The 23,372-nt window shown below is 72.2% G+C and carries 19 protein-coding genes and 1 pseudogene; 10 read left to right on the top strand and 10 right to left on the bottom strand.

Annotated features, from left to right (window positions below):
* Positions 1–27 precede the first annotated feature (27 nt).
* From BU197_RS01825 to BU197_RS01815, 3 genes are all read right to left on the bottom strand, one after another.
* Complete coding sequence (locus BU197_RS01825) at positions 28–3,543, bottom strand: hypothetical protein (RefSeq protein WP_188266367.1); 3,516 nt, start codon at positions 3,541–3,543, stop codon at positions 28–30.
* Positions 3,544–3,786: 243 nt separating this feature from the next.
* Positions 3,787–4,587, bottom strand: coding sequence for an enoyl-CoA hydratase/isomerase family protein (locus BU197_RS01820; protein ID WP_317452082.1), 801 nt, complete (start codon positions 4,585–4,587; stop codon positions 3,787–3,789).
* Between the two features lie 107 nt (positions 4,588–4,694).
* On the bottom strand, positions 4,695–6,917 hold the full coding sequence (locus tag BU197_RS01815; protein ID WP_188266366.1) for an acetate--CoA ligase family protein: 2,223 nt from the start codon (positions 6,915–6,917) through the stop codon (positions 4,695–4,697).
* Between the two features lie 273 nt (positions 6,918–7,190).
* Here BU197_RS01815 and BU197_RS01810 point away from each other — a divergent pair, with 273 nt between their 5' ends.
* Positions 7,191–8,987 carry an FG-GAP-like repeat-containing protein gene (locus BU197_RS01810; protein ID WP_188266365.1) on the top strand — a complete coding sequence of 599 codons (1,797 nt, stop codon included), beginning with the start codon at positions 7,191–7,193 and terminating at the stop codon, positions 8,985–8,987.
* A 295-nt stretch (positions 8,988–9,282) separates the two neighbouring features.
* Here BU197_RS01810 and BU197_RS01805 read toward each other — a convergent pair whose 3' ends face one another.
* Positions 9,283–10,461 carry a flavin-containing monooxygenase gene (locus BU197_RS01805; protein WP_188266364.1) on the bottom strand — a complete coding sequence of 393 codons (1,179 nt, stop codon included), beginning with the start codon at positions 10,459–10,461 and terminating at the stop codon, positions 9,283–9,285.
* Positions 10,462–10,653: 192 nt separating this feature from the next.
* On the opposite strand from BU197_RS01805, the gene BU197_RS01800 reads away from it, so the two are divergent.
* The 7 genes and pseudogenes from BU197_RS01800 (at position 10,654) to BU197_RS01770 (ending at position 15,910) form a co-directional block, all read left to right on the top strand.
* Positions 10,654–11,106, top strand: a complete 453-nt coding sequence (locus tag BU197_RS01800; protein WP_188266363.1) for a DoxX family protein — start codon at positions 10,654–10,656, stop codon at positions 11,104–11,106.
* The gene (locus BU197_RS01795) at positions 11,103–11,543 is read left to right on the top strand and encodes a Zn-ribbon domain-containing OB-fold protein (protein ID WP_188266362.1); all 441 of its coding nucleotides are present in this window, start codon (positions 11,103–11,105) and stop codon (positions 11,541–11,543) included. Before BU197_RS01800 ends, BU197_RS01795 begins: the two co-directional genes overlap by 4 nt.
* Positions 11,540–11,974 (top strand): DUF4240 domain-containing protein, encoded by a 435-nt coding sequence (locus tag BU197_RS01790; RefSeq protein WP_223182760.1) that lies wholly within the window; start codon positions 11,540–11,542, stop codon positions 11,972–11,974. The genes BU197_RS01795 and BU197_RS01790 overlap by 4 nt, the downstream gene beginning before the upstream one ends.
* Before the next feature lie 324 nt (positions 11,975–12,298).
* Positions 12,299–12,547, top strand: coding sequence for a DUF6879 family protein (locus tag BU197_RS01785; RefSeq protein WP_317452083.1), 249 nt, complete (start codon positions 12,299–12,301; stop codon positions 12,545–12,547).
* A pseudogene (locus BU197_RS01780) lies at positions 12,548–12,691 on the top strand (transcriptional regulator); the annotation flags it as partial. It abuts the gene before it with no gap.
* A gap of 121 nt (positions 12,692–12,812) precedes the next feature.
* Positions 12,813–13,604, top strand: coding sequence for a phosphotransferase (locus tag BU197_RS01775; protein WP_188266360.1), 792 nt, complete (start codon positions 12,813–12,815; stop codon positions 13,602–13,604).
* Positions 13,605–14,596: 992 nt separating this feature from the next.
* Complete coding sequence (locus BU197_RS01770) at positions 14,597–15,910, top strand: hypothetical protein (RefSeq protein WP_188266359.1); 1,314 nt, start codon at positions 14,597–14,599, stop codon at positions 15,908–15,910.
* A 60-nt stretch (positions 15,911–15,970) separates the two neighbouring features.
* Here the strand turns inward: BU197_RS01770 and BU197_RS01765 are convergent, their stop codons facing one another.
* Positions 15,971–16,216: a DUF397 domain-containing protein gene (locus tag BU197_RS01765; protein WP_188266358.1), complete on the bottom strand. Its 246-nt coding sequence runs from the start codon at positions 16,214–16,216 to the stop codon at positions 15,971–15,973.
* Positions 16,213–17,076 carry a helix-turn-helix domain-containing protein gene (locus tag BU197_RS01760; RefSeq protein ID WP_188266357.1) on the bottom strand — a complete coding sequence of 288 codons (864 nt, stop codon included), beginning with the start codon at positions 17,074–17,076 and terminating at the stop codon, positions 16,213–16,215. Before BU197_RS01760 ends, BU197_RS01765 begins: the two co-directional genes overlap by 4 nt.
* A gap of 92 nt (positions 17,077–17,168) precedes the next feature.
* Between BU197_RS01760 and BU197_RS01755 the strand changes: the two genes are divergently transcribed.
* Positions 17,169–17,582 carry an ATP-binding protein gene (locus BU197_RS01755; protein WP_188266356.1) on the top strand — a complete coding sequence of 138 codons (414 nt, stop codon included), beginning with the start codon at positions 17,169–17,171 and terminating at the stop codon, positions 17,580–17,582.
* Between the two features lie 66 nt (positions 17,583–17,648).
* On the opposite strand, the gene BU197_RS01750 is transcribed toward BU197_RS01755, so the two are convergent.
* The 3 genes from BU197_RS01750 to BU197_RS01740 form a co-directional block, all read right to left on the bottom strand.
* Positions 17,649–19,922 (bottom strand): FG-GAP repeat domain-containing protein, encoded by a 2,274-nt coding sequence (locus BU197_RS01750; protein ID WP_188266355.1) that lies wholly within the window; start codon positions 19,920–19,922, stop codon positions 17,649–17,651.
* Between the two features lie 160 nt (positions 19,923–20,082).
* Entirely contained in the window at positions 20,083–20,598 is a 516-nt protein-coding gene (locus BU197_RS01745) for a mycothiol transferase (protein WP_188266354.1), read from the bottom strand.
* Positions 20,599–20,760: 162 nt separating this feature from the next.
* Positions 20,761–20,964 (bottom strand): cold-shock protein, encoded by a 204-nt coding sequence (locus tag BU197_RS01740; RefSeq protein ID WP_015035453.1) that lies wholly within the window; start codon positions 20,962–20,964, stop codon positions 20,761–20,763.
* Positions 20,965–21,267: 303 nt separating this feature from the next.
* Between BU197_RS01740 and BU197_RS01735 the strand changes: the two genes are divergently transcribed.
* Positions 21,268–22,137: a menaquinone biosynthetic enzyme MqnA/MqnD family protein gene (locus tag BU197_RS01735; RefSeq protein WP_188266353.1), complete on the top strand. Its 870-nt coding sequence runs from the start codon at positions 21,268–21,270 to the stop codon at positions 22,135–22,137.
* Here BU197_RS01735 and BU197_RS01730 read toward each other — a convergent pair.
* Positions 22,103–23,254: an alpha/beta hydrolase gene (locus BU197_RS01730; protein WP_188266352.1), complete on the bottom strand. Its 1,152-nt coding sequence runs from the start codon at positions 23,252–23,254 to the stop codon at positions 22,103–22,105. The genes BU197_RS01735 and BU197_RS01730 overlap by 35 nt on opposite strands.
* Positions 23,255–23,372: the final 118 nt, after the last annotated feature.

Raw genomic sequence — 23,372 nt, 5'->3', positions numbered from 1 at the left:
AGGGAAGGGGTGCCCCTCGCCGGGGAGTCAGCGCGCGACCGCCCCCGTCGACCTGGTCCACGCGGTGCCCGTCGTGTGCCCGGTGCGCAGGGCCGTCACCCTGACGCTGATCCGGGCCCCGCGCTGCGCCTTGCCGAGGGTGAACGTGGCCCGGGTCGCCCCGGCGACGGCCCGCCCGTTCGCGTACCACTGGTACGTGTACGAGGTCGGCGCGGGCGTCCAGGCGCCCCGGTTCACGGTGAGCGTGCGGCCCACCTTCACCGTGCCCGAGACGTACGGCGCCCGGGTCGCCTTCGGCGCGAGCCCGTACCCGACCGTCTGCGCCGCCGAGGTGGCCGTACCGCTGAGGTGCCCGGTGCGGTGGGCGGTCACGGTGACGGTCAGCTTCTTGCCCCGCGCGGTCGCCGGAGGCGTGTAGCTCGCCCCGGTCGCGCCCGCGACCGCGGCGCCGTTCAGCCGCCACTGGTACGCGTACGAGGTCGGCGCGGGCGACCAACCGCCCACGGCCGCCGTCACCTTGCCGCCGACCCGCGCGGTCCCGGACACGTACGGCGCCTTCACCGGCTTCGGCGCCGGGCCCTTGACCAGGACGGCGGCACTGACGGCCGTGACCGTCGGATGCCCGGCCCTGCGGGCGGTGACGGCCACGCCGAGCTGCTTGCCGAGGAGCGCGGCGGGCACGGTGTACGCCGAGGCGGTGGCCCCGGCGATGGCGACGCCGTTCGCCCGCCACTGGTAGGCGTACGCGTCGGCCGAGGGGGACCAGGTCCCGGCCGTGGCGGTCACCTTGGCGCCGATGACCGGGGTGCCCGTGACGGCGGGGGTGACGGTGGTGTGGAGAGGAGCGACGACGGTGACGTTGTCGAGCTGGTACGTCGCTCCGTTCGGCGTGGTCACGCTCGCGTTCAGCGCGGCGAGCGGAGCGCCCGTCAGGTCGAGCGAGACCTCCATGCTCCGCAGGTCCGGGGCGACGGAAAGGGTCGTCGACCGGGCACGGTAACTCCCCCTGCTGAGCTGGACGACGTTCTTCTCGTGCAGCACGGTGCCGGTGAGCCGCATCGTGATCTTCCCGGCGCCGACCGTGCCGGGAGTGAGGGCGTCGACCGCCGGGTCCACGGGGCCGCACCAGGAGGAGCAGACGACCTTGGCCTGGGTCTCCGCCGTGGCCTGGGTGGGGGTCGCCGGCATGCCGAAGACGAGGATCGTCGGCCGGGGCGTCCACCCTTCGTAGGTCTCGACCGGCACCCGGCAGACGTAGGAGTTCCGGTTGCCGCTGGCCGGGGAGCAGACGTTCTGTCGGGTCGCCCGGTCGTACATCCACGGTGTGGGCGACTTCCGGATGTCCGGCTGCGGGGTGAACGACAGGGCGTACAGGTCGCGCTCCGCCGTCGACAGGGCGAAGCAGACCGCGGGCCTCTCCTCGCTCAGCACCCCGACCGAGATCCCGAAGCCGTAGGTGACGTCTGGGCCCCGGGCGCACTCCGGCGCGGGCCCGGTGGCGGTCGCGATGCGGAAGGCGTCGAGGCGGTAGCCGGGCTCGGTTCTTCCGGTCATGACGATCGCCTGGTAGGAGGTGGAGCCGGTGACCGCGCAGCCCCACTCGAAGCCCTCGCACGCGGGCTCGCCGGTCGCCGTGTAGACCTGGTGGCCGACCAACGCTTCCCACCTCGTGGACCGGGCGTTCAGGTGCAGTGTGTCCCTGGCGTCGGTGGTGGTCACCCGGTGGCACACGAGCCAGCCGGACATGCTCGGGACGCCGGGCACGCTCGGCGCGCCGGCCTTGGTGGCCGGGGTCTCGACGCAGCCGCGTGCGGTACTGGTGATGTCCCGGCGCGTGAGGGTGAACGAGGCAGGCCGGTAGTGGCTCCTGAGGAGGACGGTGTGCGAGAGGCCGGGGGTCAGCGGGCAGTCGGCGAGGGCCTGGTTCTCCAGGGCGCAGACTCCGCGCCCGGTCTCGTCGAAGACGCGGCTGTCGAAGGAGACGCCCGACGCGTCGCGGGCGATCGTGATCAGTTCGCGGGCGGCGTGGTCGGACGCGGGAATCGTCAGGCACTCGGCGAAGGTGTCGGGGTCGGTGGCCGTCTCCGCGTGGGCCGGGTCCGGGCCGAAGTCGCCCGCAGGGAGGATCCGGCAGTCGCTCGGCGCGTCCGTGCGGTGCACGACGAGCCCGTAGGGGCCGGTGGTCTCGTTGTTCTGCCGTTCCACCAGCGCCCGGTAGGGGGCGGTGCCGTCCAGGACGCAGGCGCCCGTGGACGCCTCCTCGTCATGGCAGACGCGCTTGCCGGTCGCGTCGACGACCTGGGTGCCGAGCCTCAGGCTGATGGCGGAGGCGCCCGTCAGGACGGCCACGTGGGCGCCCCGGGGCACCGGCAGGTTCACACAGTCGATCTCGCCGGGCACGGAGATGGCGTCCCGGTGCGGCCGCGCGAGCGTCACGTCCGAGCAGCCCCGCGAGGACGACAGGTCGAGCAGGCTCAGGGCCCCGTCGCCGACCAGGGTGTACGCGACACCCGCGGTGAGGGTGCAGTCGCCGGGGGATGTGCAGATCCGGCCCTGCGGATCGTAGACGGCGGCCCGGTAGGAGCCCCCCTCCGCGTTGACGGTGCGGATCTCGTACATGCTCGTCGTGGCCGGGGTGTACGTCCAGCAGGAGCCCGGGGCGGTGTTCGGGGCGGGCGCGGAGCCGTACGGGGTCACCGACGCGGGGGCGCAGCCCACGGGGTCGGAGAGGCGCTGGACCCGCACCGTGTAGGGGCGGGGGCCGTCGGTGGTCTCGAAGCGGAGGGTCGCGAGGACGCGGTAGTCGCCGGTGCCGCCGAGGGGCAGGAGACAGTCGTAGCCGAGGGAACAGAGCGGCTTGCCGGTGCTGTCGACGATCTGGCCGTCGACGCTCGTGCCGGGCTTCGGATCAAGGTCCGCCCGGACCAGGGAGCCCGGCTCGGCGGTGAAGGTGTGGCAGACGACGGCGAGCGGGTCGGCGGTGGTGCCGGTCGTGGGGGGCGCGCCGACGTCGGTTCCGAGAGGGCCCGTGCAGCCGGGGCCCGTCATCAGCGGGATGACCGAGACCCGTATGTCGCTGGGGTAGCTCCCCGTCTGGGAGATGTCGAGGCGGTACGTGCCGGCGGCCAGCTCGCAGAGCTTGGCGAATTGGAGGGAGCGGCAGGGGACGGGCACGCCGCCGGAGGAGACCTCAAGGTCTCCGTAGCGGAAGTTCACCCTGTGCAGTCCCGGCTTCTCCACCGTCACGGTGAGACAGGCGGAACCGTGCGGCTCCAGGCGCACCGTGGCGACCGCGTCACCGGGATCGCCCAGGGGAGCGAGTGGCAGTACCCGGCAGGGCGTGGCGGCCGGTTCCGGTTCCGGTGAATCCTGCGCGGCTGTATCCGGTTCCGACGGGGTCTGCGCGGCCGGTTCCGGTTCCGGGGTGGTGGCCGGGGTGCCCGCGGGTGCGGCGGCGCTGGACGGCGGTGGTGCCGGTGTCGCGGCCAGTGCCGCCCCCGTCGGGACCAGCGCCCCCACCAGCGCGGTCAGCAGGGCGGGCACCAGGAGAAGCGATCTCCGTGATCTACCAGGGTTACCCGGGCTACCAGGGCCACCCGGGCCGCGGGTTCCCCGGGTCCTCCGGGTTCTCTTCGTACGGTTTCGGGTGCGCGAGTGCGCGGAGTCGGGCATGCCGTTCCCCCCGGAGCGGTGTGTGTCGTGTGCGCACACCTTACGGAGGGGTCAGGACAGAAGGCCCCGCCCACCCCCCCGTACCGCGACCACACCCCCGCCACACCCTTCCCCCTACCTCCCCTCGTACCGCGCCCCCCGCCGTTCCAGGAAACTGGCCACGCCCTCCCTGGCGTCCCTCGTCGTCATGTTCAGTTCCTGCGCCACCGCCTCCGCCGCGAAGGCGGTCGCCCTGTCGGTGTCCAGGGACGCGTTCACCAGCTGTTTCGTGAGGGCGAGGGCGCGCGTCGGACCCTGGGCCAGGCGCTGGGACCATTCGCGGGCCGTGCGGTCCAGTTCCTCCGCCGCCACGACCCGGTTCACCAGGCCCATCCCGTGCGCGTCCGCCGCCGACACCGCGTCCCCGAAGAACATCAGCTCCTTCGCCCGCTGCGGGCCGATCAGCCGGGGCAGCAGATACGCGCCGCCGCCGTCGGGGACGAGCCCGCGCCGGACGAACACCTCGATGAACCGGGCCTGTTCCGCCGCCAGGACCAGATCGCAGGCGAACGCCAGATGCGCCCCGATCCCCGCCGCCGTCCCGTTCACCGCCGCGATGACCGGCTTCTCGCAGTCCAGTACGGCTCCGATGAACCGCTGGGCCCCGCGCCGGATCGTCCGGCTCACGTCCCCGGCCACTGGCTCCCCGGCCACCGGCTCCCCGGCCACCGGCTCCCCGGTCGTCCGTTCCCCGGCCGTCGCCCGTTCCCCGGCCGTCGTCCGCGATCCGGTGGCGGGCGCGCCCCGCAGGTCGGCGCCCGCGCAGAAGCCCCGGCCGGTGCCGGTGATCACGACGGCCCGTACGGCGGGGTCGGCGGAGGCCGCGTCGAGCAGGGCGACGATCCGTTCCCGCTGGTCCCAGGTGACCGCGTTCATCGCCTCGGGCCGGTTGAGGACGATCCGCGAGACGCCGTTCTCGACGGAGTGCAGCAGGTCGGGCGCGGGGGGCCGCGTCGAAGGGGGTACGGGGGGCACGGGGGCTCCTATCGGCAGACGGCCAGCGCGTCCAGGGCCACCGCGCCCTGCCCGCGCGGCAGCACCATCAGCGGGTTGATGTCGAGTTCGGCGAGGTCGCCGTCGAGTTCGAGGGCCATCCGCTGGACCCGCAGGACGACTTCCACGAGCGCGTCCACGTCGGCGGGCGGCGCTCCCCGTACGCCGTCGAGGAGGGCCCGGCCGCGCAGTTCGCCGAGCATCGAGCGGGCCTCCTGTTCGCCGAAGGGCGGGACGCGTACGGCGGTGTCGTCGAGGACTTCGACGAGGACCCCGCCGAGACCGACGGTGACGGTGGGGCCGAACAGCTCGTCCCGGGTGACGCCGACGACCATCTCGACGCCCCGGCCGACCATCTGGCAGACGAGGACGCCGTCGAGGTCGGTCTCCTCGGCGCGGGCGATGTCGGTGAGTTCGCGGTACGCGTCCCGGACCTGGCTCGCGGAGGTGAGGCCGATCTTCACCAGGCCGAGTTCCGTCTTGTGGGCGAGCCGGGCGCCGGAGGCCTTCATCACGACGGGGTAGCCGACGAGCCCGGCCGCCCGGACGGCCGCCGCCGCGCTGGTCACGAGCTGTTCGCGGGGCACCCGTATCCCGTAGGCGCGCAGGAGCTGCTTGGCGGCGTGCTCGCTGAGCCGGGCGCCGGGCCGCAGCAGGGCCTGGGCCTTGCGGAAGGAGGGCGAGGGGGTGCGGGGGGCCTCGTCGAAGGGGGAGCGGTAGGCGGTGGTGAAGCGGTGGTGGCCGAGATAGGCCCGGACGGCTCCGACGCAGTTGGCGAAGGTACGGAAGGTGGCGACGCGGGAGGAGCCGAGGAGGGTGGTGCGGTAGGCGTCCTCGGTGCCGACGGGGGAGCCCCAGACGACGCAGACCAGCTTGTCGGTGGCCTCGGCGGCGTCGACGAGGTCCTGGGCGAGGCGGTCGCTCATGGGAGGGAAGGGGCCGGTGATGGGGCAGACGAGGACGCCGACGGAGGGGTCGGCGAGGATCGCGTCGATGATCTTCCGGCCGCGCCAGTCGCCGACGGGGTGGCCGCCGTTGTCGATGGGGTTGGCGACGTTCAGATACTCCGGGATCCACTGGTGCAGCTCGTCCCGCTTGGCCGGGGAGAGGGTGGGGAGGTGGAGTCCGGCGGCGGTGGCGAGGTCGGCGAAGTGGGCTCCCGTACCGCCGGAGATGGAGTAGACGGCGACGCCCTCGGCCTGCGGGCGGCGGGCGCGGGCGAGCAGGGTCGCGGTGTCCTGGAGCTGGTCGAGCCCGTCGACGCGGATGATCCCGTACTGGCGCATGGCGGCGTCGACGACCCGGTCGGCGCCGGTGAGCTTGCCGGTGTGGGAGGCGGCCGTACGGGCCCCGGTCTCGGTGCGGCCGACCTTGACGGCGACGACGGGCACGCCGGCGCGGGCGGCGTGGTCGGCGGCGAGGAGGAAGGAGCGGCCGTCCTTGAGCCCTTCGACGTAGCAGGCGATGGCGCCGACCTCGGGCCGCCCGGCGAAGTAGGAGAGGAAGTCGGCGGTCTCCAGGTCGGCCTCGTTGCCGGTGGGGGCCCAGTGGGAGAGCCGGACGCCGAGTTCCTGGAGGGTGAAGACGGGCCGCCCCTGGTGGCCGGACTGGGTGATGAGGGCGACGGCGGGGCCTTCGAGGTCGTCGCGGAAGTGCTCGAAGGCGTTGAGGTTGGTGTTGGGGCCGAGGAGGCGGAGCCCGGAGCCGCGTACGGCGGCGGCGAGCCGCTCCTGCGCGGCGGCGCCCGCCTCGCCGGTCTCGGCGAACCCGGAGGCGAAGGCGACGGCGAACCGGGTCTTGGTCCCGGCCAGTTCCTCGATGACGGGCAGCGGGTCGGCGACGAGGAGGACGGCGAGGTCGACGGGGTCGGCGAGCGCGCCGACGGACGGCACGCAGTCGAGCCCGAAGACGCGGGTACGGGTGGGGTGGACGGGCACGAGCCGGGCGCCGACGCGGTCGGCCCAGGCGAGCAGCTGCCGGGTGATGCCGGTGGTGGGGCGTCCCTCGGCGTCGGACGCGCCGACGACGGCGACGGACCGGGGCCGGAAGAAGAGGTCCAGATCGGGTACGGGGGCGTACAGCGGGCGCCCGCTGACGTCCAGGTCGCCGGGGGCGGCGGCGACGCCGTGCACGGCGGTGCGGTCCGGTTCCCCGCAGGCGACCACCCGGGCGCGCAGACCGGCCGTGAAGGTGCCGTGAGTCGATCCGAGCATGGTGGAGACCGCCCCTCACCCATCCAAAAGAGCTGACACTTAGTCAGGTTACAGAACTGACGCGTAGTCAGGAATGGGTGTGCGCGGGGAAGCGGAGGGGGCGTGTGCGGGGCGTACGGGGGAGGGCCTGTGCGGGGCGTACGGGAGAGGCATGCGTGGGGCGTACGGGAGAGGGGTCTCGTACAACCATTCGGGGCGCGGGAGGGTCTCACCCCCGTAAGACGCGAATGGCGCCTTGGTGACGACATTCCATGACATGGCCCTGGAGGTCTCTTGAGCCGCCGCACCAGCCGCACGGGCAACATCAGCCGCACCGCCCGCGCCACCGCCACCGGCACTGCCACCACGACCGCCGCCACCCCGCGCGGCCGGCGCCGTGCCCTCGCCACGGCCCTGGCCGTCCTCGCCTCCTCCGCCGCGCTCGCCGTGTCCGGGACGGTTCCGGCCCAGGCCCAGCCGGTCGACGAGGTGCCGAAGCCCCGCGTGGCCTTCGTCGAGCACGCGTACGTCGGCGAGGCCCGTACGAACACGCTGGTCACGGTCGACGCGGACGGCACGGACCGGCGGATCGTGATGCCCCAGGGGAAGGGGCTCTCCCGGACGGCGGAGCTGAGCGGTTTCGCGTACTCGCACGACGGCGTGTACCTGGCCTTCATCGCCCGCGAGGACAACGGCGGCGGCATGTCGGACATCTGGATCGCGCACGCCGACGGCACGAACGCCCGCCCGCTCCTCAGGAGGATGGAGGGACACGGCGGCATCCTCGCCGAGCTGGAGTGGACGCCCGACGGCAGGCGGCTCTATCTGGGCTACTCCAGGGGGCTCGACGGCGACGGCGCGCGGATGAACTCGGTCGACGTCGCCACGGGGATCCTCGCCGCCGGCTTCCCCGACGTCGGCCAGGTCTCGGAGACCCAGATCGACACGGCCCCCGACGGGCGGGTCGCCTTCGTCCGGGACGGCGTGATCCACGTCTGGGACCCGAGCACGGGCGGCGCCCCGAAGCCCGTGGCCCCGGGCGAGGGTCCGACGTTCGGAGCCGACAGCCGCCATCTCGCCTACATCGGCGACGTCGACCACGGCTACGAGCTGCGCGTCCGTGATCTGGACGCCCCCGAGGGAACCCCCGAGACGGTCGTCGCGAAGCCGCCCCTCCAGCGGCCCGACTGGTCGCCGGACGGGCGGATGATCGCGTACCTCGGCGACACGGCCCCGAACGCCACCGTCACCACCCTGGGCGGCGGGACGCGCGATCTGAACACCCCCGGCACCTCGGCGAGTTCCCTCTCCTGGGTCCAGCCGGTCGGCCGGAACCCGGGCTGGGAGACCTTCCGCCGCGACTACGACGGGGACGGCGTCGCCGACCTCCTCGCGAGGGACCCCGCCGGAGCCCTCTGGCGGTACGGCGGCGACGGCAGGGGCGGTCTGAAGAGCCGGGTCAAGATCGGCTGGGGCTGGAAGGACTACCGGCTCACGGCCGTCGGCGACCTCGGCGGCGACGGCTTCCCCGACGTCCTCGCCCAGGACTCCCGGGGCGACCTCTGGCGGGTCGACGGGGACGGGAACGGGGGGCTGCGCCCGAAGGTGCGGATCGGCTGGGGCTGGAAGGACATGGAGCTGACGTCCTCCGGGGACTTCTCGCGCGGTCCCGTGAACGGCATCGGCAGCCGCTACCCGGACGTCCTCGCGCTCGACGGGAAGACCGGCGAGCTGTGGGTGTACCCCGGCGACGGCAAGGGCGGGTTCCAGCAGCGCTGGAGCCAGGGCTGGGACTACGGGAAGTACCGGATGACGGCCGTCGGCGACCTGCGGAGGAACGGCAGGACCTCGTACCTCGCCCAGCGGAGCACGGGTGAGCTGTACCGGTACGAGGACAGCCGCGAGCAGATCGGCTGGGGCTGGCAGGGCCTCTCCCTGACCGGCACCGGAGACCTGACCGGCGACGGCGTCCCCGACGTGGTCGCCCAGGGCACGGACGGCCTCCTGTGGCGGTACGACGGCGACGGCAAGGGCGGCCTGAAGAGCAGGGTCAGGCTCGGCTGGGGCTGGAAGGGGTACACGACGTTCTGACCCCGTAGGGGGTTGCCCGCCGGGGGGATCCGTACGGGGTGACCTGGCCGGGAGTTCCTGGCCGGGAGTTCCTGCCCGGGAGTTCCCGTACGGGAAGACCCGCCGGGGGGCTCCCTTACGGGTTGACCCGCCCGGCAGCTCCCCTACGGGTTGACCCGCCCGGGAGTTCCCGTACGGGTTGACCCGCCCGGAAGTTCCCGTACGGGATCCCCGAGGTCCCCCGAGGTCCCCCGAGGTCCCCCGAGGTCCCCGCAGGGGATACCCCGCGCCCGGTTGCCGAGGGTCCCGTACGGGTTCACCCCCGCCCGGCAGCCGAGCCCCCCGTACGGGCTATCCGGCGGGCGATCCGCTCCGCGTCGAGGGCCAGTTCCCTGAGCATGCCGCTCAGCGGGTTGACGAAGCCGGTGAAGTAGAGGCCGGGGGCCTCGCGGGGGCAGCGGGCGCCTCGGACGACGGGGTGGCCCCGGTCGTCGAGGACGCCCAGGTGGCCGAGGAGCGGTTCCAGGGCGCGCCGGTAGCCGGTCGCCGCGATGACCGCGTCCGGGGTGATCCGGCTGCCGTCCGCGAGGACGACCTCCGGCCCGGCCAGGTCGTCCACGGCGGCCACGATCTCGACCTTCCCGCTCCGCAGCGCGGCGACCAGGCCCACGTCCTGCACCGGGACCGCGCCCGCCCGCTGCCGGGTGGCGAGACCGGTGTCGGGCCGGGGCAGCCCGTACGCGGAGAGGTCGGGCGCCGCGACCCGGGCGAGCGCCTTGCCGAGCAGGTCGACGAGGGGTACGGGGAGGCGCCGGACGAGGACGGCGGAGCGCTGGGCGGGCCACCCGGCGGTGGAGCGGCGCACGAGGTGCGGGACGGTCCGCATGGCGAGCCGGACCCGCCGGGCACCGCCCTCGGCGAGGTCGGCGGCGATCTCGGCCCCGGTGTTGCCGACGCCGACGACGAGGACGTCCTTCCCGGCGTACGGCTCCGGGGTGCGGTAGCCCAGGGCGTGGCTCAACTCGCCCTCGTAGGCGTCGAGTCCGGGCCAGTCGGGCAGGCGCGGGGTGTGGTTGTAGCCGGTGGCGACGACGACCGCGCGCCCGGTGAGCCGACGGCCGCCGGTCGCGTGCAGGATCCACTCGGTGCCGTCCCGTTCGACCCGGAAGACCTCGACGCCGGTCACGATCTCCAGCTCGTGGTGTTCGGCGTACGTCTCCAGGTAGCGGACCACGTCCGCGCGGGCGACCCAGCGCCCGAAGGAGCGGGGCATCCGCAGCCCGGGGAGCCCGGAGAGGCGCCGGGTGGTGTGCAGCCGCAGCCGGGCGTAGTGGCCGCGCCAGGAGGCGCCGACGGCGTCGGACTTCTCCAGGACGACGGCGCGGACGCCCCGCGCGCGCAGGCAGGCGGCGACCGCGAGCCCGCCGGGGCCGCCGCCGATGACGTAGACGGGGTGGGCGGGCGGTCCGGGGGGTTCCGGGGTGCTGGTGGCCATGACTGCTGAGCGTAATGACGTGTACACGCAGTGGGTCTCGACGGGGAGGGGGTTCGGTTGCGAATCGGTCACGCGTGAGGGGTTCTTGGGCGGTACGGGGCTCCGCGCGCGACGGGCCTCTTGCGCGGGCGCGCCCCCTGCGCTGAACTGACGTACCGTCAGATAAGGCGGGGGTTCATCGAGGGGGAGCGCATGCATACGGTCTGGCTCACCGGCGCCGAATGGCTCGCCGTCCTCCGTATCGGCCTCGGCCTGTGGTGGCTGGAGAGCTGGCGGCACAAGGACAGGAAGGGCTGGTTCGAGCGCGGCACCGGCATCGCGTGGGCCGCCGACGTGGCGGCCCGGCACCGCTGGCCGCTGGTCCGGAAGGGCTTCGAGGCGGTGGTGGCACCCCGCCCCCGGCTGATGGCGTACGTCGTGGTGTACGCGGAACTCGCCCTGGGCCTGGGCCTCGTGGCGGGCCTCCTCACCCCGGTGGCCCTGCTGGGCGGCCTGCTCCTGAACCTCCTCTACTTCGCCTTGATGATCCACGACTGGGCCGAGCAGGGGCAGAACGCGATGATGGCGCTGGTCTCGCTGGTCGCCCTGCTCGCGATGTCCTGGCAGACCTGGTCCCTCGACCACGCGATCGGACTCCTCGGATGACGGCCACCCCGGACATCGACGCCTTCACCCGCCCCTACTGGGACGCGGCGGCGGACGGCAGGCTGCTGCTGCGCCGCTGCGCGGAGTGCGCCCGCGCGCACCACTACCCGCGCGAGTTCTGCCCGTTCTGCTGGAGCGAGGACGTCCACTGGGAGACCGCGAGCGGCCGGGCGACGCTCTACACCTGGTCGACCGTCCACCGCAACGACCTCCCGCCCTTCGACACCCGCGTCCCCTACGTGGCCGCCGTCGTCGACCTGGCGGAGGGCCCGCGCATGATGACGGAGGTCGTGGCGGTCCCGGAGGAGGCCCTGAGGGTCGGGATGGAGCTGGAGGTGACGTTCCGGACGGGGGAGGCGGGCCGGACGGGGGAGGCGGGGGTGGTGGTGCCGGTGTTCACGGCTTGTCAGACCCCTCCGCCATGCTTCCCGGCATGAACGAGAACGCCTTCTGGCAGCTCATCGAAGCGTGCGCCCCCGCTCTCCCCGACCCCGAGGGCGACGAACTCGCCGCTGCCCTGACGGCCCGCCTGGCCGACGGCTCCGTGGCCGAGGCGACCGGCTTCGCCGAGCAGCTTTCCCGGGCCCTGTACCGGCTGGACCGCAGGGAGTTCGGCGAGGGGCTGTCGGGCGATCAGTTCCTCTACACCCGCGCTGCGGTCGTCGCGGCCGGACGCGAGGAGTACGAGAGCGTGCTGCGGGACCCGGAGCGGTTCGCCCCGTACGCCGAGGGCCTGGTCTGGGCCGAGGCCCTGCTCTACGTACCCGACCGGGCGTACGAGCAGCTCACGGGCGAGACGTGGGGCCGGGACACTCGCCACAGCTACGAGTCGTACTCCAACACGGCCGGGTGGGCGGCGGGGGCGTAGGCGTCCGGGGGGCGCCCGGCGGTTTCTCCTCCGGCACGGTGGTGCCCTCGGCCGCCGAGGCGACGGCGTGGCCCTGGCCGCCGGGGATGACATGGGCGTCCCACCCGAAAGAGTGAGGGAGGTCGGCGAGTGGTGGTGCCGAAGGCAACGTTCCTCGCTTCCCGGCGAGTCGAGGGCCGGGCTTCGCCAGGATCAGGCGGGGGAGCTGTTGCCGATGGCGGGTTGATGCCAGGGCGGCAGGCCGGGATTCGCCTTTGCTGGGGTCACGTCGGAGCGACAGGCCCGTGTTCGCCGACGCGCACCTGCTCGACAGCGGAGGGTCGCGTGACCTTGAAGAGGCCCGACGGCCCCGAGTTCCTCCGCTGGCGGCAGGGGCACCGCCCGGATCCCGGGGACAGGGAGTCCTGGTGGGGTGGTTGGCACGATGCCGTACGGGATGCCGTCGCCCGGGGGGTCGTCGTACGGCGGGCCCGTATCGTCTCCGAGCCCCTGAGCGACTACACGCGGTACGAGTCCGACTGGCTGCCGAGGCGCAGGGCGACGGATCTCGACCTGCCGGGCATGGACTTCTAGATCTTCGACGGTGCCCAGGTGAACGTGGAGCTGGTCTCCGGCCACCTGACGATCACCCAGCCGAGTGAGACGGCGATGTACGCGCAGACGTTCACGGAGTTGACGGAGCCGGCCGTCCACGGTGCCGGGGCCCCGCCGTCGTGACGGCGGGTCGGTTGGTCCGGAAAGATTCGGTGTCGGAAGTGCGGTGACACGCGGTAGGAGCCCAGTCGGATGGAACGGGGGCCGGTTCCCCCCGGCCCCCGTTCCCGTGCGTGAGGAAAGCATGAGCGAACGCATGGGTTGGGCCGCGCTGCCGTCTGCTCTCCGTGATGCCGTCGTGAAGCGCACGGGTGGAGTGCTGGGGAGCGAAGTGGTCTCTTCCGGGCTGAACTGCTCCGTGGCCCTGGTGCTCAGGACCGTCTCGCACGGTTCCCTGTTCCTCAAGGGGGTGCCGGCCTCGGACGAAGACGGTGTCGGCGGTCTTCGCAACGAGGAGAGGGTCAACGGGTTCGTGGCCGGGATCAGTCCCGTGATCCGGCACAGGTTCGAGGTCGCGGGATGGCATTGTCTGGCCTTCGCCCATGTGGACGGGCGGCACGCGGACTTGAGGCCGGGGACGCGGGATCTTCCGGAGATCGAGCGGGTCCTGACCCGGAAGGATCTCGCCCGTGGGCGCCCGCGCGGGGGTCTCCCGAGGCTTGCCGACCGCTTCGGAGGGTTTCTGAATTCCGAAGAGGCGTCCTTGCTGGACGGAACCTCGCTTCTCCACACGGACACGAACCCGCACAACATCCTGATCCCGGCGACCGGCGAAGGCGCGTATCTCGTCGACTGGGCCATGCCCGCGCTGGGTCCGGCATGGGTGGACGCCGCGAATACGGCCGTACGCCTCATGGAGTGCGATCAGGAACCGGCGGCGGCCATCGAGTGGCTGGGGCGTTTCGAGTCGTGGCGAGCGGCGGATCCGGAGGCCGTCAGGGCGTATGTGGAGGCGATGTGTCGGCAGTGGTCGGCGCGGGTGGGGGGGAAGGGGGCCGCGTCGAGCAACGCGCGGTTCCGCCGACTGCTCGGGTAGCCGCACTGCCCGGTCCCTCCCCCCCCTTCCTTCCTTCCCTCCCTCCTCCAGCGCCCAGCAGGCCCGGCGGGCTCTCGCGGAACGACTCGGGGAGAGCCCGCCGGGACGCGGGGCTGAGCGGGCGGGGTATCGCCCACCGGCGGCGCGGACGTGCCGGCCGGGCAGCCGGGTCGCCTCCTCGACGTCGGCTTCCTGTCGAACGTCAGCCTGGGTGTGGTGCCGTCGCGCCCCGGCCGCTCGCGGATGCCGGTGGAAGGCTTCTGGATCTTCTACGGTGCCCAGGTGAACGTGGAGTCGGTCTTCGGTCGTCTCACGATCACCCAGCCGAGTGAGGTCGGTTCGCCTTGGCGGACGAGGTCTTGGTGAAGCAGGCGCGGGAGCTTCTGCCGATGGTTCGGGGGTGGGGCGGCGCCCGGCGATTCAGAGGCCCCGGCCCCCGTGAAGCGTTCCGTTCTGGAAACCCGTGCGAGGCGTCGGGGTGGGGGTGGCGGGTTGACCGGGGGTTTCCCCGTGGGCCCCGCCTTCCCCGTGGATCCGCGCGCAGGCCGCCCCTCCGCAGCCTCCGAAGCGGCCCCGTCGGCCTGCCCTCGAACCCGTATCCAGGGGTTCACTCCCTGGCGCCAAGGTGACCCACCCCCAGAAACCCGTACAACCATTCGGCGTCGAGCCCGGTCCCATGATCCGAACGAAGCACCTACAGCCCAAGAATTCCTGGGGGGGGATTCATGGCTCGACCCAAGCACGCGCCGGTTCTCGCGGTCGCGGGTGCGGGCGCAGTCGCAGACACAGTCGCGCCCGCCCTGACCGTCGGCATCGCCCCCGCCGCTCTCGCCGCGACCACCCGCACAACGGCCACCGGCACCGCCGGCACCCCCGCAGCGGCCACGGTTGGGGCATCTGCGACCCGATCCTCTGACCGCCCCTCCAGAACCCCCAGAACCTCCAGAACCCCCAGCCCCACCAAGACGTCCCACCGGCCAAGAAGGACCCTCATGGCACGACACCCGCGCGGAAAAGCTCTGATCAGGGCGGTCACGGTAGCCCTCGCCCTCGCCCTCGCCACCGCCCCCGCCGCCCAGGCGGCCACTCCCACCCCGCAGGCCCCCCTCGCCGCCATCTCCCGCGGCACCGTCCAGCAGGAGGCCGGGCCGCTCGTCGTCCCCTCCGGTGAGGAAGGCGCGGTCACCACCCGCGTCACGGTCTGGCCCACGTGGCTCGCGGGCGACACGGTGAAGGCGCGACTCCTGCTGCCGACCCAGCTCTTTGACGCGGGCGACGAGGACCTCCAGGCCTACCGGGGGGTCACCGCCACCTGCGCGGTCGACGGCGGCGCCTTCCAACCCTGCTCCTGGGAACAGCCAGGGCTCATCGTCCAGCTCCCCGACACCACCCTCTCGGGGAAGCGCTTCTTCACCTACGAGTTCCGGATCGACGCCATCACCGGCACCGAGCACCTCGGGACCCTCACCGCCACGCTTGAGGTGTACGACGAGCATGGCGTCAGCGATCGCGGCCCGGTCGTCTTCGAGTTCGTCAAGGGCACCCCCGAAGCGGGCTGGCGGACCACCGTCCTCGCCCGTGACAAGGCCGGAGTCCTCTGGCAGTACCCCTCCAACAACCACGCCGCCAAGCCCGTCCTTCGCGGCAGGCAGCGCATCGGCGGCGGCTGGAACGTCTACACCTCGATCACCCCGACATCCCGGCGGAACGCCGACGGCCACGGCGATCTCGTCGCCGTCGACCGGGATGGTGTCCTCTGGTACTACAAGGGTTCCGGCGACCCCGCCGCCCCCTTCAAGCCGCGCGTCCGCGTCGACGGCGGCTGGAACCAGTACACGGCCCTCACGAGCAACGGCTACGGTCTCCTCGCCCGCGACAAGACCGGAGTCCTCTGGCAGTACACCTGGGGCACCGGCACCGGCACCGGCACCGGCACCGACGCGACGACGTTGTTGACGCCCCGCACCCGGGTCGGCGGCGGCTGGAACGTCTACAGCGCCCTGGTCGCCACCCGCGGGAGCGCCAGCGCCATCGGCCGTGACACGTCCGGTGTCCTCTGGTCGTACGCATGGGGCTACCGCGGCAACGAGCCCCGCGCCCGGGTCGGCGGCGGCTGGAACGTCTACGACAGCCTCTCCTGGTCCGGCACCCTCGACGACCGGGAGTCCTACGATGACCTCGTCGCTCGCGACAAGTCGGGGAACCTCTGGTTCTACCAGGGTGACTACCGCAACTACAGTCTGGTCCCCACGGGCAAGCCGAAGAAGATCGGCTGGGGCTGGGACATCTACGACCTGATCTTCTGACGAGCGGACACGACGGCGCCCGCCCACCCTCCACGGGGTGAGCGGGCGCCGCCGTACGGGTCACACCGTCGTGGCCACACCCACGAACGCGCTCCACGAAGCCGGAGAGACGGCCAGCTGCGGACCGTGGGGGTTCTTGGAGTCCCGGATGTGGATGGTGGTGGCGTGCGCGGCGACCTCGACGCACTCGCCGCCCTCACCGCTGCTGTAGCTGGACTTACGCCAGTCGTAAGCGACCTCGATGCAGGCACCGCCCGAGCCGCCGCTGTAGCTGCTCTTGAACCAGGTCAGATCTGCCGTACTCATAGCTCTCCCAGCAGTTGCTTGAGGTACTCCAGGGACTCCTGTGGTGTGAGTGCCTGTGCGCGCATAATTCCATACCGCTCGGTGTACGTGCGTACCTCTTCGAGGCCGACGAACAGACGGGAGGTTCCGTAGTTTTCGGTGTACGCGGCCTCCCGCTGGCCGAGGAGCGTGATCAGGGTGAACTGGCCATCCAGTGCCGGGTGTCCGTCCCTTTCAGTCGGCATGATCTGGAGGTAGACGTTTCGGAACTGAGCGACCTCAAGGAGGCGCTGGAGCTGCTCCCGGAAGGCCTCTCGACCGCCCATCGGGCGTCGAAGGACAGCCTCCTCAATGACGAAGCTGAGTGTGGGCAGGGGCTGCTTCTCGAAGATGGCTTGGCGGGAGAGCCGATCGGCAAGCAGCTTCTCGATCTGTGTGTCGTCGTGGAGCGGGCGGCGGTGCCGGAAGACGGCATCCGCATACGCCTGCGTCTGGAGAAGGCCCGGCACGGCGTGCGGCGCGTAGTAGTGCAGCGCAACCGCCTCCGCCTCAGCCTTCGCGAAGTCCTGGAACCAGTTCGGATGCCGTACCCGCGCACGGGACACGGCCGTCCGTACGTCCTCCGAGGCGGCGGTCAGCGCGCCGCCCGCGTTGAGGAGCGGGTCGATCTGGATGAGGAAGTCCGGCTGGGGGACGCGGACTCCCCGCTCGATGGCGGAGATGAGGTCTTCGCTGACATGCGTGAGCGCGGCCAGCTCCGTCTGGCTGATACCCGCGTTCCTCCGCAGAGTTCTGATGATTTTCCCTAGAGCCCTGAAAAGGTGGGTCGTACCATCGACCTCAGCGGGCCGCTCGGGTCGTTCTCCCGCTTTCCCAGCCATCTCCACCGCCTTCTTGGCGCACTCGTACAGTTACGCCGACGTCGTCGCGTCGTTGCTGGTCAGGCTAGGGCCAGGCGGCCAGTCTCTGAGCCATGAATTCCGAAACTGCCACTCCAACCGGTGAGTTCACGCTCCGGCTCTCTCCCACGCGCCGGGGCGCACGCCTGGCGCGTTTGTTCACCGCGAACCAGCTCGCCGACTGGGGAGTGACCGGCCTGGCGGCCGAATCCGTGGAACTCGTGATGGCGGAACTGGCCAGCAACGCGGCCCGGCACGGCAGGGTGACGGGGCGGGACTTCGAGGTACGGATGCGACAGGGCGCCGACCACGTACGGGTGGAGGTCTCCGACGCGCGCGGCGAGAAACGCCCGTCGCCGAACGCGGACCCGGACGAAGGCGGCTACGGCCTGCTCCTGGTCGCGGCCCTTTCGACCTCGTGGGGGGTCAGGGACCGGGAGGTCGGCAAGACGGTGTGGGCGGACGTTCCGCTGACGGTGGGGACGTGAGGCCGACACGGGCGGCCGGGCCGCACGACCGTGACCCTCTGTGCCGCCCGCGCCGCCATCAGCCGGTCACGAAAGCGAGTTGAACTTCGTCCCCTCGCCCCGGTAGAACGCCGAGTCCATGCGGCGGAACGGGGCCGTGTGGTAGCCCGTCCCCTTGTAGATGTACGTGCCGCCGGGGCCGTACGCCAGGAGGTCGTCCGTGCCGTCGTTGTCGGCGTCGCCCATGCCGACGAGGTGGGTGAACGCGCCCCAGCCGCCGCCGATCCGGATCCGGGGGTCGAACGTGCCGTTCCCCTTGCCGAGGAACAGCCACAGGACACCCGACGTGTCCCGGGCGACGACGTCCCCGGCACGGTCGCCCGCCACATCGCCGACCGCCGTCATCTGGTCGTACGTGTTGTAGCCCCCGGCGGCCAGCTTCACCCGGGGCGCGTAGGGGGCGTCCCACTTGCCGGTGGCCTTGTAGAGCCAGAGCGCGCCCGCCGTGTCGACGGCCACCAGGTCCGGGCGGCCGTCACCCGTCAGATCGGAACCCGCCGCGATCTTGGTGTAGACGCCCCAGCCGCCGCCGATCCGGGTCCGGGGGGCGAACGTGCCGTCGCCCTTGCCGAGGAAGCTCCACAGCACCCCCGACTTGTCCCGGGCGACGAAGTCCGCCGCCGCAGCGCCCGCGTGGTTCCCCGCGCCCTCGATCAGGTCGTAGATCTGGAAGCCCGCACCGACCTTCGTCCGGCCCGCCGGGTACAGCCGACCGTCCGTGTACCAGTCGTAGGAGTCGTCCCGCCACAGCGTCCCGGAGGCGTCCCGGGCCAGGATGTCGGCCGTGCCGTTGTCGCTGTAGTCGTGGCTGTTGGCCGCGCGGTCCACCCTGGTCGTGCCGGAGAGCGTGGCGGGGCCGCCGATGCCGTTGGACGGTGTCGCCACCGCCTCCCACGCGTAGGCGCCGTTCGGCGCGGGCACCCCGCTGTCCAGGACGCCGTTCCACATGAACCTGGGGTTCTTCCCCGCGCCGATCATCGTCTGCCTGAACGACTTGCCGGTGGCCAGGTGGCGCAGGGTGATGTCGAGCCGGGTGTGCTCGTGGGAGAGCGACCACGACATGTACGTCGGGTTCCGGTTGATGTCGGTGTCCAGGACCGGGGGCACGTCCTGGCCGAGGAACCGCACCCCCGTCGGCACCCCCGTGCCCACTTCGAGGGTGGACAGGGGGCGCCCGCCCGCGTCGGAGATCCGGTACAGCCCCTCGCCCTCGGCGACCGTGCCGCCGCGCACCAGAAGCGAGCCGTCCGGGCCGGTCGCCACGCTCGTCAGGTGGTCCAGGAGGGCGGTCGTCTCACCCGTCACGAGATGGCGGGCGGTCAGCGCGCTCATCGGGTCCCGGGCGCCCGTGTCGGCACCGCCGGGGCTCCCGTAGAGCACCCAGTCGCCGACGAACCCGGCCACGACCGGCACCCTCGGGCCGTGGCCGAGCGGGATCCGCCGCACCGGGTCGAGCCCGGAGCGCTTGTCGACGGCCAGGGTGTAGCCGCCGTCGGGGGTGTGCTCGGTCCACGCCGTGTACGTGTCGGAGATCGCGCCCGTGGCGGTCGCGTCCCACTTCTGGGAGCCCCGGATGTAGTCGTAGACCTGCCCGCCCTTGTAGACGGTGTGGAAGTACGCGGTGACCCCGTTGATGTCCGCCTCGCCCAGGATCAGCGGGGCGCCCGCCGCCGAGCGGGAGCCGCCGAAGACCCGGAAGCGGGTGTCCCCGGAGCCGTACGAGATCTTGTTCTTGAACATCACCCCGTTCAGCTTCTGGAGCTGGTAGAGGTCCTGGTAGCCGTAGCTCGGCACCGACACGTACAGCGTCGCGCCGACCACGCCCACGACCTGGGCGCCGGGGCCCAGCTCGCGCACGGGGTCGATCGTCGCCTGGTCGGCGGTCCGCATGTCACGGACCGTGTAGCGGCTGCCGTCCGTCGTCACGATGGTGTCGGAGCCGGTGTCGTAGCCCCGGGAACCGAAGACGACCTCGCTGCCGCCGCCGTCGAACCTCGTCCAGGTGAGGACGTCCTGCCCCGCGGCGTCGGCGAGGGCCGTCAGGAAACCGGTGGTGCCGGTGCTGACGATCCGGGCGTCGACGGGGAGGGAGACCGAGGCGGCGGCCTTCGCCGTCTTCGCGGTCCTCGCCGTCGGGGCGGTGGCGGCCGGGGCCTGGGCCGCCATGGCCGGGCCGGTGAGCAGGGTGCCCGTCACGGTGGTGACGGCGAGGACGGCGGTGACGGCGAGGGCGAGGCCCCGGCCCCGCGCCGGTCGCGTGCCCCGCCTCGTCGGCTGTTCCGGTGTGACCTGTCGCTGCATGGCGCTGCCCCCTTGGAAGACGCTCCCGTGCGGTCGCAGGAGCCACAGAGGCAGACAAATGTTCGGGCCGGAGGGTTGTACGGGCGGTTCGGATGGGGGCGGTTCGGATACGGGCGGTTCGGAGGGGGTCGTACGCCTCGGCCGACGGTGGAACCCGCCGTCAGGGATTCTCCCGCCGCTCCACCACACCCCGCGCGTACGCCGCCTGGCCCGCGTGCTGGAGGTCGTCCGCGAGCACCGACACCAGGCGTACGCCGAGGGTGACCGGCGGGTCCCAGGAGGCGTCCACCACCCGGTCCAGGTCCGCGTCCCGCAGCGCCCCCACCAGCTCCACCGTCCGCGCGTGCACCGCGTCGTGATAGCCGAGCAGCAGCTCCGCCGAGGACCGGACCGCGCCGGCCCGCGCGCTCGTCTGCCCGTACCCGGTCGCCTCCTTCGGGAACGGCAGGCCGAACCGCTCCCGCCAGCCCTCCGCCTCCCAGAGCTGCCCGGTGCCGAAGGCGGCGGCCAGATGATCGTCCTGGACCCGGGTGAGATGCCAGACGAGCCAGGCGATCGAGTTGGCTTCCGGATCGACCCGTGCCGCGAGCACGTCCTCGCCGAGCCCCTCCACGGCCTCGTGGACGGCCTCCCGCACCCGCCCGAAGGCGTCGGTCAGCAGAGCGGCGCTGTTCATGGGGACTCCCTGTGGTCGCCGATGGACCCAGCGTACGTACGGGGCCGGCACCCCGCCCGGCAAGGACTCCGGAAAAGGCAGGAGCCCCACTCGTGCCCTGGGGCACGGAGCGGGGCTCCTTGGGTACTGCTCTAGTCGTGCGTATTCGCCGACCCGGGCAACTTAGGCCGGGGAGACGTTCTCCGCCTGCGGGCCCTTCGGGCCCTGCGTGACGTCGAAGGTCACGAGCTGGTTCTCCTCAAGCGAACGGAAACCGTTCGCGTTGATCGCGGAGTAGTGGACGAAGACATCCGGGCCGCCGCCGTCCTGGGCGATGAAGCCGAAGCCCTTTTCAGCGTTGAACCACTTGACGGTTCCGGTAGCCATAAGCCCTCCTTGGGCCAAAGGGTTGCCCTGCTCCAGAACCTGAAACAAGTCTGAAAACTACAAAAGCCTGCGGGTCACATGCTCCGCAGGCTCTGTACTGCAAGGGAAACCAAACTGCAACTTGCGTTGAGCGTAGCACGCAGGGTGCCGCAGACGGTAGAGGGAAAGATCACGTCACTCGCATGTTTGATCTCGCTCCGTACGCTGACGAGGGTGACCCGCCGACACCCCGCCGACACCGCTCCGACACGCCTCCGGCGCCCCGGCGATGCCCACGGTACGAGACGGGTCTAGCCTCACGATGTGGACTATGCAACCGACGACCAGCGCAGCCGGCCCCGCGTCGGGCACATCCAGTTCCTGAACTGCCTTCCCCTCTACTGGGGCCTGGCCAGAACGGGAACGCTGCTCGATCTGGAGCTGACCAAGGACACCCCCGAGAAGCTCAGCGAGCGGCTCGTCCGGGGCGATCTCGACATCGGCCCCATCACCCTTGTGGAGTACCTCCGCAACGCCGGGGACCTGGTCGCCCTGCCCGACATCGCCGTCGGCTGCGACGGCCCCGTCATGTCCTGCGTGATCGTCTCCCAGCGCCCTCTGGAAGAGCTGGACGGCTCGCGTGTCGCGCTCGGCTCCACCTCCCGCACCTCGGTGCGGCTCGCGCAACTGCTCCTCGCCGAGCGGTACGGCGTGGCGCCCGACTACTTCACCTGCCCGCCGGACCTGGGCCTGATGATGCAGGAGGCGGAGGCCGCCGTCCTCATCGGCGACGCCGCCCTGCGCGCCTCCCTGCACGACGCGCCCCGGCTCGGCCTCCAGGTCCACGACCTGGGGCAGATGTGGAAGGACTGGACGGGCCTGCCGTTCGTCTTCGCCGTCTGGGCCGCCCGCAAGGACTATCTGGAACGCGAGCCGGAGACCGTCCACGAGGTCCACCGGGCCTTCCTGGCCTCCCGCGACCTCTCCCTCGAAGAGGTCGCCAAGGTCGCCGAGCAGGCCGCCCGCTGGGAGTCCTTCGACGCCGAACTCCTGGAGCGGTACTTCCGTACGCTCGACTTCCGCTTCGGCCCCGAGCAGCTCGCCGGGGTCCGCGAGTTCGCCCGCCGCACCGGCGCCACGACCGGCTTCGCCCCGGACGTCACGGTCGAACTGCTCGCGCCCGAACGGCACTGACCCGCGCGGTCGGGTCCTGGCCGGGCGCCGGGTCCGGGGCGTCCCCGGCCCAGACCGTCCGGTCCGGCACCGGGGGCTGGAGACGGCGGCTGATCCACTCGATCGAGCCGCTCTCCAGCCCCTTCACATAGGTGCGCGCGTTGTGCCCGCCGTCCGGGACGACGAGCAGCGTGCTCTTCACCGGGCCCTTGGTGTACGTCCGGACGAACCGCCGTACCAGCGGCGCGAGCGCGGTCTCCCGCGAGCCGAGCTGGAACGCCAGGTACACCTCGTTGCCGGGCACGTCCGGGCGCCGTACGAGCGCCTGTGCGAGACGCCCCGGGTCGTTCGCCCGCCGCTCGGCCTCGTGCCCCCGCCACAGCGGCGAGTCCGGCACGATGTCGGGCCCCGACGCGATGACCGCCTTGAACCGGTCCGGGTGCTGGAGCACCGATTTCAGCCCCACGAATCCGCCGGACGACGAGCCCATGAAGGCCCAGCCGTCCCGCGAGGCGAACGTCCGGAAATTCGCCCGGACGAAATCCGGCACGTCCTCCGCGATCCAGGTGCCCATTCTCGGCTGCCCCGGAATATCACTCCCGTCGTAGTAGTGGTCGAAGTCCGGGTTGAGAACCGGCATCACCACGATGAACGGAAGGCTCTTTCCCTCCCTCGACCACCGAGAGATCCCCGACTCCAGTCCGAGATCCGTGCCCATCCAGTAATTCACCGGATATCCGTGCCCGCCCGGCAGCGCCTCCAGGACGGGGAAGCCACTGTGCGCGTACTGGGGTTCGAAATACTGCGGCGGCGCCCACACCCACACCCGGCCCGTGAAACCGGACTTCCGGCCGGTGACCGTCGCGACCCCCACGCTCGTCCCGTCGCCCACCTCTCCGACCGAGGTGAACCGCGCCCTCGGCCCCTTCGGATAGACGGTCACCGGCTGCCCCGGCGCCGCCCGGGGACCCGACGAGGGACCGCCGAAGACGAGCGACACCGGCCGGCCGTCGGCGCAGCCGCCGAGCAGGGAGAGCGGGACGGCGAGCGCGAGCGCCGCGAGCAGGGAACGGACGACGGCGGACGGACGGGGCCTTCGGGAGGACGGACGGGGCCTTCGGGAGGACGGGCGTGTCATCGTGCGACTCCGGTTCCTACGGGTTCCTGCGGGTTCCTACGGGTCCCCGGGGGTTTCCTGAGACCCGTGGGTCCTGTGGGCTCCCGTGGGGCTCTTCGGGCGGATCGGGTGAATTCCG

The sequence above is a fragment of the Streptomyces sp. CBMA291 genome, from assembly GCF_014596525.1.
Lineage (GTDB): Bacteria > Actinomycetota > Actinomycetes > Streptomycetales > Streptomycetaceae > Streptomyces.
This window is presented reverse-complemented; position numbering and strand designations above follow the sequence as displayed.

Bases quoted from the DNA above. Each gene is read 5' to 3' on its own strand.
- BU197_RS01820 (WP_317452082.1), bottom strand. From the start codon at position 4,587: ATGAACGCGGTCACCTGGGACCAGCGGGAACGGATCGTCGCCCTGCTC.
- BU197_RS01740 (WP_015035453.1), bottom strand. From the start codon at position 20,964: ATGGCTACCGGAACCGTCAAGTGGTTCAACGCTGAAAAGGGCTTCGGC.
- BU197_RS01775 (WP_188266360.1), top strand. From the start codon at position 12,813: ATGAGCGAACGCATGGGTTGGGCCGCGCTGCCGTCTGCTCTCCGTGAT.
- BU197_RS01765 (WP_188266358.1), bottom strand. From the start codon at position 16,216: ATGAGTACGGCAGATCTGACCTGGTTCAAGAGCAGCTACAGCGGCGGC.
- BU197_RS01770 (WP_188266359.1), top strand. From the start codon at position 14,597: ATGGCACGACACCCGCGCGGAAAAGCTCTGATCAGGGCGGTCACGGTA.
- BU197_RS01800 (WP_188266363.1), top strand. From the start codon at position 10,654: ATGCATACGGTCTGGCTCACCGGCGCCGAATGGCTCGCCGTCCTCCGT.
- BU197_RS01750 (WP_188266355.1), bottom strand. From the start codon at position 19,922: ATGCAGCGACAGGTCACACCGGAACAGCCGACGAGGCGGGGCACGCGA.
- BU197_RS01755 (WP_188266356.1), top strand. From the start codon at position 17,169: ATGAATTCCGAAACTGCCACTCCAACCGGTGAGTTCACGCTCCGGCTC.
- BU197_RS01795 (WP_188266362.1), top strand. From the start codon at position 11,103: ATGACGGCCACCCCGGACATCGACGCCTTCACCCGCCCCTACTGGGAC.
- BU197_RS01745 (WP_188266354.1), bottom strand. From the start codon at position 20,598: ATGAACAGCGCCGCTCTGCTGACCGACGCCTTCGGGCGGGTGCGGGAG.
- BU197_RS01805 (WP_188266364.1), bottom strand. From the start codon at position 10,461: ATGGCCACCAGCACCCCGGAACCCCCCGGACCGCCCGCCCACCCCGTC.
- BU197_RS01730 (WP_188266352.1), bottom strand. From the start codon at position 23,254: ATGACACGCCCGTCCTCCCGAAGGCCCCGTCCGTCCTCCCGAAGGCCC.
- BU197_RS01790 (WP_223182760.1), top strand. From the start codon at position 11,540: ATGAACGAGAACGCCTTCTGGCAGCTCATCGAAGCGTGCGCCCCCGCT.
- BU197_RS01815 (WP_188266366.1), bottom strand. From the start codon at position 6,917: ATGCTCGGATCGACTCACGGCACCTTCACGGCCGGTCTGCGCGCCCGG.
- BU197_RS01760 (WP_188266357.1), bottom strand. From the start codon at position 17,076: ATGGCTGGGAAAGCGGGAGAACGACCCGAGCGGCCCGCTGAGGTCGAT.